Origin of the sequence: Levilactobacillus koreensis JCM 16448, assembly GCF_001435525.1 — a bacterium.
Classification (GTDB): domain Bacteria; phylum Bacillota; class Bacilli; order Lactobacillales; family Lactobacillaceae; genus Levilactobacillus; species Levilactobacillus koreensis.
On record NZ_AZDP01000053.1, the window covers coordinates 1 to 17,695 of the forward strand.

Here is a 17,695-nt window from a genome sequence, read left to right on the forward strand (position 1 = left end):
CGTACGGTGGTGTGAGAGGTCGGTAGCCGAAATAATCGGCTACCTCCTACTCGATTTGGCGCCCACCAGATGGAAACAACCGTTAATTATAAATATTGTTATATTGGTCTTTGAAACGCATTAGAGAACTCATTAATGGTCGCTAAAAAGTTAAAAATCGTTAGCGATTACTTCAAAATTTGAGTTTGAATGGTAATTTTCCTAAGTATCGACTAAACTGGCAATAGACTGGATAGAGGAGAAAAAAACACCATGCGAAAACGTTGGGGATTGTTGTTGGTCGTGCTGGGGTGTTTGGTGTGGGTCGGAATTTGGGGCAATGGGATTCAGACGTTAAAGACATCATCGGCTGGCGTGGCGAAGGCGGCGGGAATTCATTTGCCGTTGGTAGGGCGGCGAGAGAGTGCCCACGCCACGCCCATTGAATCAATCGTGCAACCTAAGTCGCTACAACGGACGTATTATTACCATTTCGCCAAGGGTGTTGATCCAGACTTCAAACCGCTCTTTGACAAGGCCATTGCGGTCTATAATGAAACGGGTATTGTAAATTTAGTCGTCGGGAAGCCAACAACTTTTCAGAATGGGTTGACCTTCTTTATCTACGAAAAAGAAATGCCGCGGGCCAACTTCTTGGAGTTAGGTGAGGGCGGCCCAGAGATCAAACACGGGTTGAGCTATCGAACACCTTCACTAAACCTAGCACGAGCAGGCTTAAACGTAACTTATCCGGCAGGTCAAGAAACATCGGTCGCGATTCATGAGATTGGCCACGCGCTGGGATTAGATCATAGTAAGGACCGGTCTTCTGTCATGTACCCAATTGACCAGGGTCATACGAAGTTGTCGCCTGGCGATATTAAGGCGTTGAAACTGATTTACACGGGACAGATGCAGTAGCTCGTCAAAATCGGAGTCGTAGTGTGGCCGTATGTCACTATTTAGCATAATTAGCAGGCTAAAGGTTGAAAGGTGAAATACCTGTCTCGTCCCAATATTGCTAAGCATTCGCGCCACTAAATTAGTGCCAATTTGCCGCACTCCGGCTGACAGGAATTCCGCCTGCTGTGGGGACGCTTCAGACTGGAAAATCACCAGTCTTCTCGCTCGCTTTGAAGCCACGAAGACCGCGTGTCTCCAAAGTCGCCCGTGCTGTAAGCTGGCTGATGAATCACCAGCTAACACCACCGCCACGGCCGGCTACATCCCTGTCCTCCTCCGGCTCTGACTGTGCTTTACCACGACAACAGTCGGAAAACCTGGAGATTTAGCGCTTTTGGTCCAATCGATAGTGACGGTTACATTCATTACCTCCGTCGTCTATGCACACTGTGTAAGCCGAGAGGTCGGCAGATATGGGCTCAGGCGCGTCGCACCGCTCCAGCCTATATCTGCCGGCCGGCAAGGCGAAGGACCCACCAGGTTGCCTAGTTTTAGTCCCACTGTTGTTGTTAGAACGGGCATGATTGGTGTTTTAGAACTTTCAACCTTTAGTTTAGCAGAAAAAGCCACGTGACGATTCCCGCAGCGGGGAACCATCACGTGGCTTATTTTAAATCAGTTTAATTGGGAATTACTTCGTGAAATCAACAACCATCCGACCAACGATGGAGTTGTTCTTCATTTCATCAATGATGTCGTTAACTTCGTCGAGACGACGAGTTTGAACGATAGGGTGAACCTTGCCTTCAGCCCCGAATTGGAAGGTTTCGGCTAAGTCTTGACGAGTTCCAACTAAGGAACCACGAACAGAGATACCATCCAGAACGGTCTTAGCAATGTTCAATTCCATATCCCCTTGAGGAAGGGCAACGGCAACCAACTTGCCATCTGGCTTCAAAGCGTTAACGGATTGAGTGAAGGCGTCCTTGGTAACGGCAGTAACTTGAGCGTTGTCAACACCGCCAACCTTTTCTTGGATTTGTTCAGCAACATCACCATCATGACGGTTGATCAAGATTTCAGCGCCGTCCTTCTTGGCAGCAGCTAATTTGTCAGGGTTACCATCAACGGCGATAACGTGTGCACCGAAGACGTTGTGAGCGTATTGGATAGCCAAGTTACCTAAACCACCGGCACCAACAACTTCAACCCATTGGCCTGGCTTCGTTTCGCCGACCTTCAAGGCCTTGTACATGGTAACACCGGCACAGGTCAGAGAAGTTGCTTCAACTGGGTCCAAGCCTTCTGGAACCTTAACGGCGTAGTTGGCATCAACGATACATTCTTCAGCCATAGCACCATCAACAGTGAACCCAGAGTTCTTAACGTTACGGCAAAGAGTTTCACGACCGGACAGGCAGTATTCACAGTGGCCACAGCCCTTGAAGAACCAGGCGATAGAAACACGGTCACCAATCTTTAAGTTTTTAACGTCGTCGGCAACTTGGATAACTTTACCAACACCTTCATGACCGATGATCCGGCCTGGTTGTTTCCCAAAGTCACCAGCGGCAACGTGTAAGTCGGTGTGGCAAAGACCACAATATTCCATCTTAACTAAAGCTTCACCGTGGGTAATAGGGCGAAGTGTAACGTCCTTAATGTCTACGTAACCGTCAACTGAATCGCGAATAACTGCTGCTTTCATGAAAAATTCCCCTTTTCTATATTGTCTACAAGACCTAGTATACTTAATCCCCACACAAATTCAAGTGAAAATTTGAACAATTTGGTAATTAATTGTTGTGGGCCGAAATAATCCTTCTTACTCTTAACAGGATTAGAATGCTAATTGACTTTGCTTACTAATGTGAAGTAAGTATATAGAAGCCCTTTCAAAAGCAATTTAGTTAGTAGAATACAACCGGTTGCAATTTCAAAAAATTGAATAATTGGATGATTAGATTCCTTACAGAATCAATAAATATGAGAGAGCTGGCGGTTTTCGCATACAATTATGAGAAAATATGATAAAATTAAATGTTGAAATGAATATCGGACGGTCACGGTCGGTGAGGTTTAGCCGAAGGTGACCGCAGCTAATTAGCCAGAGGAGTTAAAGCGCAATGAGTCGAATTTTAATTATTGAAGACGAAAAAAATCTTGCTCGTTTTGTCGAGCTTGAATTGAAGCATGAAGGATACGAAACCGATGTGCAGTTTAATGGGCGGACCGGTTTGGAGGCAGCGTTGTCGCAAGACTTCGATGTCATTTTGCTAGATTTGATGTTGCCAGAACTCAATGGGATCGAAGTTGCTCGGCGGGTCCGCGAGGTTAAGAGCACGCCAATCATCATGATGACGGCCAGAGACTCGGTCATCGATCGGGTTTCCGGGTTAGACCATGGGGCCGATGACTACATCGTCAAGCCATTTGCCATCGAAGAGTTACTCGCACGGGTGCGGGCACTGTTGCGGCGGATTCATTTGGAAGGCGAACAGAAGAACACGAAGCAAACGACCGTGAAGTTTAAGGACTTAACGATTGAAAAGGAAAACCGGATCGTTCGGCGGGGCGATGAAGTCATCAACCTGACGAAGCGGGAATACGAATTGCTCTTGGCCTTAATGGAAAACATTAACGTGGTCTTGGCACGGGACGTGCTTTTGACCAAGGTCTGGGGTTACGAATCCGAAGTCGAAACAAACGTGGTGGACGTTTACGTACGTTACTTACGGAACAAAATTGACGTGCCGGGCCAAAAGAGCTACATTCAGACGGTTCGGGGCACAGGGTACGTGATGCGTTCGTGAAATCGCCCGAAGTTGATTTAGCGGCAGATGAGGAGACGCCAAAAGAATCTAAGGGGTTCCGCTTTTCCGTTAAGTGGGAGTGGGCTCTGTCCACCGCTTTCGGCGTCCTAGTCATCTTCGCGGTCATTGTTTTTCTGATTTTTAATAGTTTCATGACGGTTCTCATGCGACAGGAAAAGACGCACGTGGGAGACACGTTGAATGTGGTGGTTGAAAAGCTGAATACCCAGAAGGAACCACTGACGGGCGCAACGGTGAATAATTTGTTGCGGCCCAAGGCAGTTCTAAACGAAGGTAAGAAGCCAGCAGCGCCGTATACCAACGCAGTTATCACCAGTCTTGCACGCGATAGCCAAACGGTGACCGTGTATGACCAGAATGGGAATCCACTATTTACCACGCGGCAGGGCGCAGTCCAGTTCGAGCAGACCAAGGAACAGCGCATTCAGACCCAAATGATTGCGCACCAAAAGAGCTTGGTCGGGCGGACACCGATTCGCTCAAAGCAGGGAAACGCTATCATTGGGTACGTTCAGGTCACGGATAATTTGCGTGACTACCGGGCAACCCAGGTTAAATTGCTACAGATTGAAGTAGTTTTAGGCCTTATGGCAGCTTTAGCCGCAGCGGTGTTGAGCTACATTCTAGCCACATTTCTGTTACGGCCGGTGGAGGCAATTCGGGAAACGATTCATGCTGTACGCGAAGATCCGCAAACGGACATGCGGGTTCCCGAAATGCATCACCAAGATGAATTGAGTGATTTAGGTTTGTTGTTCAACAGTATGCTGGACACGACCCAACGTTATATGGATCAGCAACAGCAATTCGTCGAGGATGTCTCCCATGAATTGCGGACGCCGGTGGCCATTATTCAGGGCCACATGGAGATGCTGGACCGGTGGGGTAAGGATGACCCTGAGGTGTTGAATGAGTCGATCAAGGCCTCCCTCCAAGAGACCAAACGGATGCAGAGTTTAGTTCAAGAGATGTTGGACCTGCAACGGGCCGAGCAGATCGAAGTAAACTACACCAATGAGGTTTCCGACGTGACGGAAGTGGTCACACAGGTCTACGACAACTTCAAGATGATTCATCCAGACTACCTGTTTATCTTGGATGACGATGTTCATCAGCCGATTCAGGCACAGATCTATCGGAACCATTTGGAACAGATCCTGATCATTCTGCTCGATAATGCGGTGAAATACTCACAGAAGCGTAAAGAGGTTCATCTGTCATACGAGAGTGACTCACGGAACATCGAGATTGCCGTTCAGGACTTCGGTGAGGGAATCTCACAGGAGAATCGTGACCGGGTCTTTAACCGCTTCTATCGAGTGGATAAGGCCCGTTCACGGACGAAGGGCGGCAACGGTCTGGGCCTGGCGATTGCCAAGCGACTGATTGAGGCCTACCACGGGCACATTACGATTGAGAGTGCCTTGGGCCATGGGTCAGTCTTCCGAATCTCCTTGCCGATTTTGGCGGATGCCGATGCCAAAATTCTCAATAAGAAGAAAGAGCAAGCCCAAGCGGCAAACGACATTCCTGGTATTCAATCTGAATTATTAGTGGACGACTCGCAAGAAAAGTCGACGAATGATTCTCAGGAGCACACTGATTAAAATGTATGAAATATAGCGAGTCTGGGACAATCGTTCCAGGCTCTTTTTGTGCTTCAAATGCCATGGTCGAAACGTGTGAAAAAGGCAGTCGACTCCGCTTAGTCCCACTAGGCCAACAATCCGGAATCGGGATTAGTTGTCTAGTGATATTGACTAACCGCCTTTCGTCCCACGTTTTCTTTTTTAGGTTGACAACCTTTATAAAATTAGTTATTCTATGGTAACTACTTAGTTACTGTAGTAATTAACCAATATAGGGGAGCTTATTATGAAAATTTTAGGGAAGTTTGTTTCGGTGATCATCGTTTTAGTGGCAATTGCAGGAGTGGGAGCAGTTGTATTACCCAATATGACGAAGAATAAGCATTCTGAATTAGCAATGGCGTTAGATAATGTCAATCCAATGGTCAAGACTGAGACGGTTTATGCTTCAACGAATGCCAAACCGGTTCGTCACTTCATCGGTGGCGGTGGTGAAGACGAGTACACGTACCAGTTGTTAACGTACAACGCAGAGGGGAAATCACGCACGCTAACGTTTGATTCGCAGTGGCGCTTGAAACCGCAGAAATATTTGAAAATATTGACCAAGGGCCAAAATGTAGAGTCCTGGGGGGCGATTGCTAGAGAGACGGTTCCCAGTGGTGTGCGGCAGAACTTGATGATGGCGTAATAGGAACAGTGAGAGTGGGACTAAAGGCGGCTAGTCAATGGGTATTAACGGCGCTAGACGAAGAATTCCGGTTCTGGATGGTTTCCTAGCGGGGTTAAGCGGAGTTGACTGCCTTTTTTCGTACGTTTCGATCATATACGAAGCGCGAAACGGGTCTGGGACAAAAGTCTCAGACCCGTTGCTGTTTTGTCAACATATTGTATACTGCAATTCGAAGCCAGACGCCTGGTTGCTAGATTAGATGCTATATACAACAGACATACGTGTGAAACGTATATTGTGATTACTGCTAGACAGAACGAGACTGGTTGGCTAGAAATATACGTACTGATTAAGTGGATTTGGACATTGGCCGCGACGAGTTGGTTGCTAGTAGCAGATTGAATTTGGCCCAGAGAATTAGGGGAGACAGAGCCAGAGTGCGACTAAGCTATACTAGTTTAATGGCGCGAATCCCTGTCAACGCGGAAACGAGGCCAATGGCCCTTTAGTATCAAAAAAGGCGGTCCGATTGCTCAGACCGCCTAAAGTTTCATTATTTATTTACGGTGTTGCTGCTTACCAGCGTTACGGTTGCGGTTCTTTTGGCTCGTCTTTTGCACACTAGCTTGCTTAGCAGCTGGTGTAACGGGCGTAGGAATAACGGGTTGAGCGGGAGCAGGTTGGTTCTTCATCTTTTCGGTGATTTCTTTACGGATTCGTGGCCGATAAAAGTTGATGATCAACGTTTGTAGGCAGGCGAATAATCCACCGACGAAGAAGTACAGACCTAATCCAGCTGGTGAACTGAACGTGAAGAACAGAATCATGACTGGAGAAAGGAAGAGGGTGAAACGCATCTGCTTCTTCTGTTCTTCGGGCATTCCGAGTAAGGACAGGTAGCCCTGTAGCAAGTAAGACAGGAAGGACAAGATGGCTAAGATCCAACTTGAATGTCCCAGCGGAATCGTGAAGAAGACGGCTTTGGACAGTTCTGGTGAATACCGAATTGCGGCATACAAGGCAGCGAAGATTGGCATTTGGATCAGCAGTGGTAGACAGCCGATCCCACCAGTCATACTGATACCGTTGTTACGGTAGAGTGCCATCATGGCTTGACTAGCAGCTTGTTGTTCTTCTTGCGTCTTGGCTGCCTTTTGCTGCTTCTGTAAGGCCGTCATTTGTGGCCGAATCATGGAGACCTTTTCTTGTTGCACCGTGGCGTCACGCATTTGCTTGACCATGATTGGCAACAGGACCATCCGCACAATCACGGTCAGGATGATGATTGCCCAGCCATAGCTCCCGCCAAAGATATTGGCCAGCCAGTCCATCACGTGTTGCCCAGGAATGGCTAGGTAGTCATAGACGAAGCCGTAGGGTTTACCGTTTTTGGTCTGCACACAGCCACTGAGAACCAGTGCCATTGCCGCCAAAGCCGCGGTAACCGAAACTTTCTTGGAGATTTTCATTTTTATTTTGAACCCCTTTAGATAACATGTAGAGCGTAGACGCCCCCAAACGACCAAATTGCCGTTAACATCAAACATCTTACTTGATTTGACGGGCTTTTTCAAATAATAATCCGAAAATCACTAAAGTGGTGCGTGGGACTGTCCGTAACGTCTAAGTCGGTAATGACCACCCAAGGTGTCGTTCCCTGCCGGAGCTGGGTGATAAATGTGTCCAGCTGCTGGGGGTCCCCACTAGCAACAATGGCTACCTGACCGCTGGCAAGATTCTTAACGGTACCAGTGATGTCCAGTTGTTTGGCTAAACGGGTAGTTGACCAACGAAAGCCGACACCTTGCACCTGACCGGTGACCAGAATTTTTTTCGTTTCCAATTGGTGACCTCCTTGATAGGTAAAAGTTTTAGGTCAATCATAACGCGCAGGGCCCAGTCTTGCCCAGTAGTATGGTAAGATTAGAAATGAAATAGCGAAACGTGCTGCCGGTCTGGGAACGTCTCGGGAAAACACGACAAGCGATTAACTTTGAATTTGAGATGGGAGTCATCACTAGTGAAAGAGAAAATTACGTCGGGCCAAAATAAAAAGGTCAAGCAATGGCGGTCACTGACCAGCAAAAAGGGGCGCAAGGCCACCCAAACTTACCTATTAGAGGGATGGCACTTGGTTCAAGAGGCCATTAAGGCGCAACAGAAGTTGACTGCCATTATGGGAACGGCCAATCAACTGGTCGACCACGCCGCCGAACTGCCAGCTGACGTCGCAACCTACGAATTGACCGACAGTATCGCCCAGACTTTAGGCGATACCGGAACACCACAGGGAATCTTCGCGACGGTCCCGCTCCCTAAGGATACGGCTGGCGATCCAACAACTGCTAAAGGGGTCTGGCTCTTCTTGGATTATGTGCAGGATCCAGGAAACATCGGGACCATGGTCAGAACGGCGGATGCTGCTGGCCTAGCCGGGGTCGTCTTTGGCAAGGGAACTGCCAGTCGGTTTTTACCTAAAGTCTTGCGGTCGATGCAAGGCAGTCAATTTCATATTGAGCTGGTCGAAGCGGACCTCCATGACTGGATCTCAACCTTCACGGGTCGCCAGTTGCCGGTGTATGGGACGAACCTTGATCCCCAAGCCAAGGACTATCGCGATGTTCCGGCGTTAACGGCTGGGGCCATCGTCATGGGCAACGAGGGTAACGGGATGGCCCCCGACCTACAAAAGTTGACTACGCGGAACCTGTACATTCCAATTAAGGGGCAAGCAGAATCCTTGAACGTGGCAATCGCCGCTGGAGTAGTGATGTTCCGACTGGTTGGTTAGCGATCACTAGGGGTGACTTTTGAGACACGTGTTTTTCGTGGCTTAAAAGCGAGCGAGAGGACCGTTTCTCAGTCCGCAACGTCCCCGCAACAGGCAGAATTCCTGGCAACTGGAGGTAGTCGTTTACGCAAATCTCGTCAGCTATTCTTTAAAAAGTGGTAAATACCCTGACAAATAGGACGTAATGGTTGCATTTTACGTAAAAGAAAGTATGATATAGGGTAATTAAGTGACTAAAAATCATAATTTAAAATGAAAAGGAAGCATTCTATGACCAAACTGACTTGGCGTGATGACCCCGAGTACCTTGCTTTAGTTTCTGATTTGTTGGCCAAGGAGCCGGTTCAACGCCTGGCGAATTACACCCAGCACCATCATTCTGACCGATTAACACACTGCATTTCAGTGTCCTACAACAGTTATTTGATTGCAAAGAAACTTGGTTTGAATACCCGGGCCGTTGCGCGGGGTGGGTTGTTACATGACTTATTTTATTATGATTGGCGGACGACGAAGTTCAATCTTGGGTCGCACGCGTTCATTCATCCTCGAGTAGCACTCCGGAATGCTGAAAAGTTAACGGACCTGAGCCCGATGGAAAAGGATATCATCTTGAAGCATATGTGGGGCGCTACCCTGGCAACGCCGAAGTACCGCGAAAGTGCGATTGTTTCGCTGGTAGATGATTACGAAGCAGTTCACGAATTTTGTGGGCCAGCCCGTAAACGTGTGGAAGCCCTCATGAGCAAACTGACGCCTAACGCCTAGTTTCAACGAAACGTGGATGGGAGGCAAAAATAACAATGCAAATGATGTCACCGAATAAACAGGATGAGAGCACAGTTGACTTTGAACTGTGTCCCCGGTTTGAACAAACCTTCTCATTCCTAGGCAAAAAATGGAACGGTCTAATTATTGACGTTTTACTTCAAGAAGGGCCCCAACGGTTCCGTGACCTTGCTCGGAAGATTCCGCGCTGTAGTGATCGGGTCTTGGTTGAACGGCTGAAGGAATTGGAACTTAACGGGATTGTTCTACGCCAAACGTTCCCAGACAATGCCTTGATCGAATATGAATTAACGCAGAAGGGCCAAGAGTTTAAGGATATTATGACAGCTGTCCATGCATGGTCCGATAAGTGGTACTGTCCGACCGAAATTAACCAGAAGTAGGTTGACAGACTTAGCGAAATTCGTTAGGCTTAAAACACGTAATAGTTCAAAAGCGATGATGGAAAAGCAGTAGCCAGCGCGATTTGTTAGGAAGAGTTTGCCATGACTGAAAGCAAACTTCGAATTAGCGGGTGAATTCAGTTCCTGAGTTGAAGTCGGGAATCGTCGACTGACGATGAATGACTTTCCGGTAAGTGACCGTTATCACGACTGAGTGTGGTCGGAGTCTCTGGATTTCGACTGAATCAGGGTGGTACCGCGAAGCTTCGTCCCTATTTTTATGGGGAGGGAGCCTTTTTTATTGGCTTGAAACGTGGAATTTAGTACTAGGATATAAAAAATGGAGGATGACGTATGTCGTTAAAAGATAAATTAGACGAACTGCACCAACGTGGTCTAGCAGAAATCAAAAAATCTACTGACTTAAAGGACGTTAACCAGGTGCGGGTCTCACTGTTAGGTAAAAAGGGCCCCATTACCGAGGTTTTAAGGGGAATGCGCGACTTAGACGCCGAAGAACGGCCTAAGGTGGGTGCTTTTGCCAACGAAATTCGGGATGATTTGACGGCGGCCTTGGCTAAGCGGCGTGAAGAATTGGAAAATGCCATTTTAAATGCGCGGCTAGCTAACGAAAAAATCGATGTGACCTTACCAGGAACACCTGTAGCCAAGGGTGAACCTCACGTGATCCAACAGATCATCGACCAAATTGAAGACCTCTTCTTGGGGATGGGGTACCAGGTACTCAGTGGTCCCGAAGTCGAAGAAGACAAGTACAACTTTGAAATGATGAACCTACCTAAGAACCATCCAGCGCGTGATATGCAGGATACGTTCTACATTACCAAGGAAATCTTGATGCGGACGCAGACCTCACCAATGCAGGCCCGGACGTTAGAGAAGCACGACTTCAGTCAAGGTCCGTTGAAGATGATCTCACCCGGTGTCGTTTACCGGCGGGATACCGATGACCCAACCCACTCTCACCAATTCCATCAGGTGGAAGGGTTAGTTATCGACAAGCACATCACGATGGCTGATTTGAAGGGGACCTTACAAGTTCTGGCCCACGAACTCTTTGGTGATAAATTTGACGTGCGGCTGCGGCCTAGTTACTTCCCATTCACGGAACCTTCCGTTGAAGCCGACATTACCTGCTTTAACTGTGGCGGTAAGGGCTGTAACGTCTGCAAGAACACCGGTTGGATCGAAGTCCTCGGTGCCGGCATGGTCCACCCGAACGTCTTGAAGATGGCCGGCGTGGATCCTGACGTTTACGGCGGATTTGCCTTCGGGGTTGGCCCAGACCGGTTTGCGATGTTGAAGTACGGTGTCGATGACATCCGGAACTTCTACTTGAACGATGTTCGTTTCCTCACGCAATTCACAAAGAAAGGATAACCGCCAACCATGAAGATTTCATACAATTGGATTAAAGAATATTTAGATTTAGACGTTAAACCCGCTGACTTGGCGGAAAAAATCGAACGGACTTCCGTCGAAGTTGACGACGTGGTCACGCCTAGTGCCGGCTTAAAGAAAATCGTTGTCGGCCACGTGTTGTCCGTCGAAGCGCACCCAGACTCAGATCACTTACACATTTGCCAAGTGGACGTCGGTGAAGACGATCCCTTACAAATCGTCTGTGGTGCTCCCAACATTGCCAAGGGCCAAATGGTCATCGTGGCCTTGCCAGGATCTCGAATTGCGGACAACGTGAAGATCAAGAAGTCCAAGATGCGCGGGGTTCCCTCTGCCGGGATGATCTGTGCCTTGCAAGAGATCGGCTTTTCCGATGATGTGGTGCCTAAGGAATACGTCGATGGGATCTACGTGTTGCCAGCCGATGCGACTCCTGGGGATGACGTTTACGATTACTTGGGGATGAACGACAGTCTGATCGACTTAGACGTGACGCCTAACCGTGGGGACATGTTGAGCTTGAACGGGACGTTACGTGACTTGGCGGCTATTTACGACAAGCCTGTGACATTAGACCAACCCGAAGTCAAGGAAACTGGGGACGCAATTGCTGACCAATTGATGATTCACGCCGATGCTGACTTGGCACCTCAATACCGGATGCGTTTAGTCAAGCAAGTGAAAATTGCCCCAAGTCCAATGTGGCTTCAGATTCGGTTGTGGAACGCGGGCTACCGGCCAATCAACAACGTGGTTGATATCACGAACTACATCATGCTGAAGTACGGCCAACCCCTGCATGCTTTCGACTATGACAAGTTTGCCGGACAAGATGTTTACGTTCGTAACGCCAAGGCCGGTGAAAAATTAACGACTCTTGACGAAGGTGAACACGACTTAGACGACCATGACATTGTGATTGCGGACGACCAGGCCCCAATCGCCTTAGCTGGTGTGATGGGTGGGTTGACCACGTCGATCACTGACGAAACGACCACGGTTGCCATCGAGGCGGCCGTCTTTGAACACGACCATATCCGTAAGGCGGCTCAACGCCATAATTTACACACGGACGCTTCCCAACGCTTCGAACGGGGCGTTAACCGCGCCGGCGTTCAGGATGCCTTGGATGCTGCTGCAGAAATGATGACTGATTTGGCAGACGGTGCCGTTCAGACCGGCACGGCCGTTGGCTCGGACAATGTGCCAGAACCAGCCGTTATCCCATTGTCATTGACCCACGTCAATGCTGTCTTGGGGACGGATCTCGAATTGGCTAAGGTCGTTCACATCTTAGAAAGCCTCGGTTTCAAGGTCGTGACGGCTGGCGAAGATATGACGGTCACTGTGCCAATTCGCCGCAACGATATTCACATTCCAGCAGACTTACTGGAAGAAATCGCCCGGATCTACGGGTACGACGAGTTACCAACGACTTTACCGACCGGTCGCATGACCATGGGGACGTTGACGAGTGCGCAGAAACTAATGCGGGCAACCCGTCACTCTTTGGAAGGCTTAGGATTGAACCAAGCGATTTCCTATGCCTTGACGACGGCCGATAAGGCAAAGATGTTCATGATGCACTCGAGCGAAGAAACCAACTTGGCTTGGCCAATGAGCGTGGACCACGCTGTGTTGCGGATGAACGTGGTCACGGGGTTGTTAGACGATATCGCCTACAACACCGCCCGGAAGGTAAAAGACGTTGCCTTGTACGAACAGGGACGGGTCTTCTACCGTGAGGACGGCAACGACCGGCCTAGCGAAGAGGAACACATCGCTGGGGCCATTACCGGAACGCTGATGCCTGCTGGTTGGAACCAACCCGCTAAGGACGTTGATTTCTACCAGATCAAGGGGATCGTTGAAGCTTATCTAAAGGACATGGCCATCAATGGTGATGTGACTTACGAGGCCAACACGGACATGCCAGAAATGCATCCAGGTCGGACTGCGGACATCCTAGTTCACGGTCACCGCATTGGATTCATGGGCCAAGTACACCCAACGACTGCGAAGAAATTCAAAATCGGGGCCACTTACGTCTTCGAGCTGAACCTGCAAGCCATCATCGACATGCCTAAGCAAGAAAACCAATACGATGTGATTTCTCGTTATCCAGCTATCACGCGCGACATTGCGATGTTAGTGCCAGATGAAGTCACCAACGACCAAATCGTGGCGTTGATTGAAAAGCGCGGCGGGGCGTTCTTACAGTCCGTCAAGCTATTCGACGTATACGATGGTGTCAAGGTGCCAAAGGGCAAGAAGTCTTTGGCCTACACGTTGACGTACCAAGACAAGCACGAAACGTTAGTCGACGATGCCGTCACGCAAGCCTTTGAGAAGGTTGAGAAACGACTCCAAGACGACTTGGGTGCTGAGATTCGTTAGGATTAAGTTGTATGTAAGTTGAACAAGTAAAGGCGTTGTCAATGCCCCGGAGCGGGTCGTGGCAACGTCTTTTGGTGTGAAGAATGATTGGACGTATTGTTTTCCTTATTTTTCGGAGTAGTGAAATTAATCGCTATAAGACAACCAGGCCAGTTGCTGAATAACTTCTGATCTGTACAGTATACAGAGGTGTGCGCAGATACTGATAATCCAGTTCATCACAGGAATTAGTAGAAACCAACTGATAAGTCCGAGAAAGCTATAGCATTTAATGATTTTAGTAGCAGAGATCAGTGTGAGCCGGAGGAGGCCAGGGATGTAGCCAGCCGTGTCGACGATGTTAGCCGGGGTTCTTTCCCGGGTTACATCGTGGGACGACCGCGGAGACACGTGGTTTTCGTGGCTTTGGGGCGAGCTGGAAGCCCGTTCTCTGGCTGGAGGCGTTCCCCATGGCAGGCGGAATCCCTGGCATCCGGAGTGCGGTCATCTACAGTCTATCTAAGCCAAAAGATTACATTTTCCTCAAAGTAGCGCTTTCAGGTTTCCGTGAACGGGGAAGTTCTGTATAATAGAGAAGACTATGGCATAGAACGGAGGAAATAAGTTGGATAATGGCACAAATCCCACCCCATCGCGGCAAGATTCGGGGAATAAACGATCGTTTGTTCGGCGAATTATGGTTGGTGTGGTAAGCCTACTGGTCATTTTGGCCGTGGCGATTGGGTTCATCGGGTATCATTATTTTCAATCAGCACTGAAGCCGATGAATTCCAGCAACAATAACGTCGTTCAGGTTCACGTTCCCATGGGGGCGACGTCCAATAAGATCGGGCAGATTTTACAGGATAAAAAAGTGGTTAAAAGCGGGATGGTCTTTAACTACTACGTTAAATCAAATAAGTTTACCAATTTCCGGGCAGGATATTATCAGCTGAAGCCGTCGATGACGCTTAAGCAGATCGCCAAGCAATTGCAAAAGGGAGGATCTGCCGAACCAATTCAGAGCACAGCTGGCAAGGTCCTCATGCGTGAGGGCGAGACGATCGACCAGTTGGCCGCTGAGATTCCGATCCAGACCGACTTCACCAAGAAAGAATTTATGAGTTTGATCACGGATAAAGCCTTCTTTAACCAGTTGGCTGCTAAGTATCCGCAACTTCTAGGTTCGGCTAAAAAGGCGAAGAATGTGCGGTACCAATTGGAAGGTTACTTGGCGCCGGCAACTTATCAGGCTGGTAAGAAGATGACTTTAAAGCAGTTGATTACCCAAATGGTTGCTAAGACGGACCAAAACTTGCAGGGGAGTTACGCCACCATTAAGAAGCAGAAGCGGACGGTTCAAGAAACGCTGACGCTGGCTTCGCTGGTTGAACGTGAAGGGGTGACCCAGTCCGACCGGAATAAGATTGCCGGGGTCTTCTTGAATCGAATTGATGCTGGAATGGCCTTGCAGTCCGATATTTCTGTTCAATACGCGTTGAAGACGACGAAGAAGACCTTAACGTACAAGGATTTGAAAAAAGAGTCGCCATATAACCTGTACATCAATACGGGGTATGGGCCTGGGCCTTTCGATAATCCAAGCGTTTCTTCCGTGAAGGCGGTCTTACACCCAGCGGACCGGAAGAAAGGGTACTACTACTTCATCGCGAATACTAAGACGGGGAAAGTTTATTTCTCCGAGACGTACGCACAGCATCAAGAAAAAACAAGTTCATTAGCAAGCGATAATAAATAAAGGATGGCGACAGTGTTGGCAAACAAAAAGCGACCGATTATTATTGGGGTTACCGGGGGTTCTGGTAGTGGTAAGACGACCGTTAGTCGGGCAATCTTCAATCAGTTGATTGGACATTCAATCATGATCTTACAACAGGATTCGTACTACAATAATCAAGATGATATGACGATGGAAGAACGGGCAGCCGTCAACTATGACCATCCCTTAGCCTTCGATACGGATCTCTTGATTAAGCAGCTGAAACAGTTATTGAATTACGAAGCCATTGAAAAGCCCGTTTACGACTACACGTTGTCGACGCGAAGCAAGAAGACGATTCATCAGGAACCACGGGACGTCATCATTTTGGAAGGTATCTTAATTTTAGATGATGAGCGTTTGCGGGACCTCATGGACATCAAGGTCTTCGTTGATACCGATGATGATATTCGGATCATTCGGCGGATTCAACGGGATATGAATGAACGGGGTCGTTCACTGGAATCCGTTATCCAACAGTATTTGGCAACAGTTAAGCCAACTTATCACCAATTCGTTGAGCCAACGAAGCGTTACGCCGACCTGATCGTGCCAGAAGGTGGCGAGAACCAAGTGGCCATCGATTTGTTGGTCACTAAGATTCGGGCCATTTTGGAAGCCAGCGGGAATAAAGAAGTTTTTGACAATCCAGATACAAGCATATAGAATAGGACGGGTTAGCTGGATGACGGCTAACCTTTTCTAAAATTAAAATTAAAGTTGGTTCGCAGTGGCGACCAATAACATAAAAAGATAAAAGGGGTGGCCAGTGTGGCACAAGATAAGATGTATCCAATGACTGAAGAAGGTAAGGAAAAGCTGGAAAAGGAGCTTGAGGACTTAAAGATGGTTCAACGGCCTAAGGTGATCGATCGCATTAAGATCGCCCGCTCTTACGGGGACCTTTCCGAAAATTCCGAATACGAATCAGCTAAGGACGAACAAAGTATGTTAGAGACGCGGATCAGCACCGTTGAACGGATGCTTCAATACGCGCAAATTATCGATAATGACTCTACCGACAAGGATGAGATCACAGTTGGTAAGAAAGTGACCTTCAAGGAACTTCCTGATGAAGAACCCGAAGAGTACACGATCGTGGGGGCCGCAGAAGCCGATCCCATGTCTGGCAAGATTTCTAACGACTCGCCAATCGCCAAGGGCCTCTTAGGTCACCGAAATGGGGAAGAAGTCACCTTTAGCACGCCAGGTGGCGACATGTCCGTTAAGATTTTAGCGGTTGAGTAATTTGAATAGATAATTAGCTCGTACAGAGCAAAAAAATCCACCATTGCGTTTTCGCAGTGGTGGATTTTTTTATACCGTATTAACGGTCGAGCTCGCCGTTATCATCGTAAATATAGGTTGGACCGTCGGTTTCGGGATCGTAGTCGATCGTGAGGTCATATCCCACGAAGAACCACTGGTCGCCTTCGGTAATGTAGTAAGTCACATCGTCCTTTTTTTCAGCGACGATGGGGTCACGCGGGTTGTCATCAGGGGTCATTCCCAAAGAAAATCCTTGATGAACGGGTGTCTTGCCGTAGACCTTACCAAAGAAACGAATCCCACGGCCGGTCATTCCCATTTCATCACGAAACCATTTGCTGGCTGCATCAGTAACTGTAATCTTCATAATTATAAGACTCCTCTTAAACAGGCTATGAATCCGTTTTCAATCTCATTTATACCACGTCAAGGAGGTCCTTGGCAAGTATCACTTCACAAACTACATTATGCACGATTTAATTGTGCTTAGCTAGTAAAGTGCTCAATCGACTGTGACTGAAAACTAAAGTACCCGATTGTCCGGATGACGATGTGCCTGAGAGATACGATACAAAAATGGCGTCGCGACTGTGTTTGTCGCGACACCATTTGAAGGTTCTGGTTTGACTAACTAAAGGTTGAAAGATGAAATGCCTGTCTCGTCCCAATATCGGTAGGCATTCGCACCACTAAATTAGTGCCAATTTGCCGCACTCCGGCTGCCAGGGATTCCGCCTGCTGTGGGGACGCTTCAGCCTGGAAAATCACCAGTCTTCTCGCTCGCTTTGAAGCCACGAAGACCGCGTGTCAGTCGCCCGTGGTGTAAGCTGGCTTCAGAAGCGCCAGCTAAAACCACCTCCACGGCTGGCTGCATCCCTGTCATCCTCCGGCTCTGACTGTGCTTTAC

Annotated in this window: 16 protein-coding genes and 1 other annotated feature; of the genes, 12 read left to right on the forward strand and 4 right to left on the reverse strand. The window is 48.4% G+C overall.

Translation table 11 applies throughout. The annotated features are described in order from the left end of the window. Window positions 1-252: 252 nt before the first annotated feature. Window positions 253-900, forward strand: coding sequence for a matrixin family metalloprotease (locus FC99_RS03930; RefSeq protein ID WP_048731895.1), 648 nt, complete (start codon window positions 253-255; stop codon window positions 898-900). Window positions 901-1,573: 673 nt separating this feature from the next. Here the strand turns inward: FC99_RS03930 and adhP are convergent. Then, window positions 1,574-2,590, reverse strand: coding sequence for an alcohol dehydrogenase AdhP (adhP, locus tag FC99_RS03935; RefSeq protein WP_048731893.1), 1,017 nt, complete (start codon window positions 2,588-2,590; stop codon window positions 1,574-1,576). Window positions 2,591-3,008: 418 nt separating this feature from the next. Here adhP and FC99_RS03940 point away from each other — a divergent pair, with 418 nt between their 5' ends. From FC99_RS03940 to FC99_RS03950, 3 genes are all read left to right on the forward strand, one after another. Continuing rightward, a complete protein-coding gene (locus FC99_RS03940) occupies window positions 3,009-3,695 on the forward strand; it encodes a response regulator transcription factor (RefSeq protein ID WP_048736232.1) in 687 nt (228 codons plus the stop codon). Further along, entirely contained in the window at window positions 3,692-5,323 is a 1,632-nt protein-coding gene (locus FC99_RS03945) for a HAMP domain-containing sensor histidine kinase (protein WP_048736231.1), read from the forward strand. The genes FC99_RS03940 and FC99_RS03945 overlap by 4 nt, the downstream gene beginning before the upstream one ends. A 268-nt stretch (window positions 5,324-5,591) precedes the next feature. Then, the gene (locus tag FC99_RS03950) at window positions 5,592-5,996 is read left to right on the forward strand and encodes a YxeA family protein (RefSeq protein ID WP_048736230.1); all 405 of its coding nucleotides are present in this window, start codon (window positions 5,592-5,594) and stop codon (window positions 5,994-5,996) included. A 539-nt stretch (window positions 5,997-6,535) separates the two neighbouring features. Here FC99_RS03950 and yidC read toward each other — a convergent pair. Both yidC and FC99_RS03960 read right to left on the reverse strand, forming a co-directional pair. After that, complete coding sequence (gene yidC, locus FC99_RS03955; RefSeq protein ID WP_048736229.1) at window positions 6,536-7,447, reverse strand: membrane protein insertase YidC; 912 nt, start codon at window positions 7,445-7,447, stop codon at window positions 6,536-6,538. A gap of 101 nt (window positions 7,448-7,548) precedes the next feature. Then, window positions 7,549-7,821 (reverse strand): acylphosphatase, encoded by a 273-nt coding sequence (locus FC99_RS03960; protein WP_048736228.1) that lies wholly within the window; start codon window positions 7,819-7,821, stop codon window positions 7,549-7,551. A gap of 177 nt (window positions 7,822-7,998) precedes the next feature. Between FC99_RS03960 and FC99_RS03965 the strand changes: the two genes are divergently transcribed. The 8 genes from FC99_RS03965 to greA all read left to right on the forward strand — a co-directional run bounded on the left by FC99_RS03965 (window position 7,999) and on the right by greA (window position 16,767). Then, entirely contained in the window at window positions 7,999-8,769 is a 771-nt protein-coding gene (locus FC99_RS03965) for a TrmH family RNA methyltransferase (protein ID WP_048736226.1), read from the forward strand. A gap of 270 nt (window positions 8,770-9,039) precedes the next feature. Next, window positions 9,040-9,537, forward strand: coding sequence for an HD domain-containing protein (locus FC99_RS03970; RefSeq protein WP_048736225.1), 498 nt, complete (start codon window positions 9,040-9,042; stop codon window positions 9,535-9,537). Window positions 9,538-9,572: 35 nt separating this feature from the next. Continuing rightward, window positions 9,573-9,941, forward strand: a complete 369-nt coding sequence (locus FC99_RS03975; protein ID WP_048736224.1) for a winged helix-turn-helix transcriptional regulator — start codon at window positions 9,573-9,575, stop codon at window positions 9,939-9,941. A 46-nt stretch (window positions 9,942-9,987) separates the two neighbouring features. After that, window positions 9,988-10,218, forward strand: a binding site (T-box leader). A 77-nt stretch (window positions 10,219-10,295) separates the two neighbouring features. Then, on the forward strand, window positions 10,296-11,342 hold the full coding sequence (gene pheS / locus FC99_RS03980; RefSeq protein WP_048736223.1) for a phenylalanine--tRNA ligase subunit alpha: 1,047 nt from the start codon (window positions 10,296-10,298) through the stop codon (window positions 11,340-11,342). A gap of 9 nt (window positions 11,343-11,351) precedes the next feature. Next, window positions 11,352-13,760, forward strand: coding sequence for a phenylalanine--tRNA ligase subunit beta (gene pheT, locus FC99_RS03985; protein ID WP_048736221.1), 2,409 nt, complete (start codon window positions 11,352-11,354; stop codon window positions 13,758-13,760). Between the two features lie 604 nt (window positions 13,761-14,364). Continuing rightward, the gene (mltG, locus tag FC99_RS03990; RefSeq protein WP_082153315.1) at window positions 14,365-15,498 is read left to right on the forward strand and encodes an endolytic transglycosylase MltG; all 1,134 of its coding nucleotides are present in this window, start codon (window positions 14,365-14,367) and stop codon (window positions 15,496-15,498) included. Between the two features lie 3 nt (window positions 15,499-15,501). After that, window positions 15,502-16,185 (forward strand): uridine kinase, encoded by a 684-nt coding sequence (udk, locus tag FC99_RS03995; RefSeq protein WP_048736220.1) that lies wholly within the window; start codon window positions 15,502-15,504, stop codon window positions 16,183-16,185. A 105-nt stretch (window positions 16,186-16,290) separates the two neighbouring features. Then, window positions 16,291-16,767, forward strand: a complete 477-nt coding sequence (gene greA, locus FC99_RS04000) for a transcription elongation factor GreA (protein WP_048736219.1) — start codon at window positions 16,291-16,293, stop codon at window positions 16,765-16,767. 79 nt (window positions 16,768-16,846) lie between these two features. Here the strand turns inward: greA and FC99_RS04005 are convergent, their stop codons facing one another. Further along, entirely contained in the window at window positions 16,847-17,155 is a 309-nt protein-coding gene (locus FC99_RS04005) for a HesB/YadR/YfhF family protein (protein WP_048736218.1), read from the reverse strand. Between the last annotated feature and the right edge of the window lie 540 nt (window positions 17,156-17,695).

Bases quoted from the DNA above. Each gene is read 5' to 3' on its own strand.
- FC99_RS03930 (WP_048731895.1), top strand. From the start codon at position 253: ATGCGAAAACGTTGGGGATTGTTGTTGGTCGTGCTGGGGTGTTTGGTG.
- adhP (WP_048731893.1), bottom strand. From the start codon at position 2,590: ATGAAAGCAGCAGTTATTCGCGATTCAGTTGACGGTTACGTAGACATT.
- FC99_RS03940 (WP_048736232.1), top strand. From the start codon at position 3,009: ATGAGTCGAATTTTAATTATTGAAGACGAAAAAAATCTTGCTCGTTTT.
- FC99_RS03950 (WP_048736230.1), top strand. From the start codon at position 5,592: ATGAAAATTTTAGGGAAGTTTGTTTCGGTGATCATCGTTTTAGTGGCA.
- yidC (WP_048736229.1), bottom strand. From the start codon at position 7,447: ATGAAAATCTCCAAGAAAGTTTCGGTTACCGCGGCTTTGGCGGCAATG.
- FC99_RS03970 (WP_048736225.1), top strand. From the start codon at position 9,040: ATGACCAAACTGACTTGGCGTGATGACCCCGAGTACCTTGCTTTAGTT.
- FC99_RS03975 (WP_048736224.1), top strand. From the start codon at position 9,573: ATGCAAATGATGTCACCGAATAAACAGGATGAGAGCACAGTTGACTTT.
- pheS (WP_048736223.1), top strand. From the start codon at position 10,296: ATGTCGTTAAAAGATAAATTAGACGAACTGCACCAACGTGGTCTAGCA.
- pheT (WP_048736221.1), top strand. From the start codon at position 11,352: ATGAAGATTTCATACAATTGGATTAAAGAATATTTAGATTTAGACGTT.
- udk (WP_048736220.1), top strand. From the start codon at position 15,502: ATGGCGACAGTGTTGGCAAACAAAAAGCGACCGATTATTATTGGGGTT.
- FC99_RS04005 (WP_048736218.1), bottom strand. From the start codon at position 17,155: ATGAAGATTACAGTTACTGATGCAGCCAGCAAATGGTTTCGTGATGAA.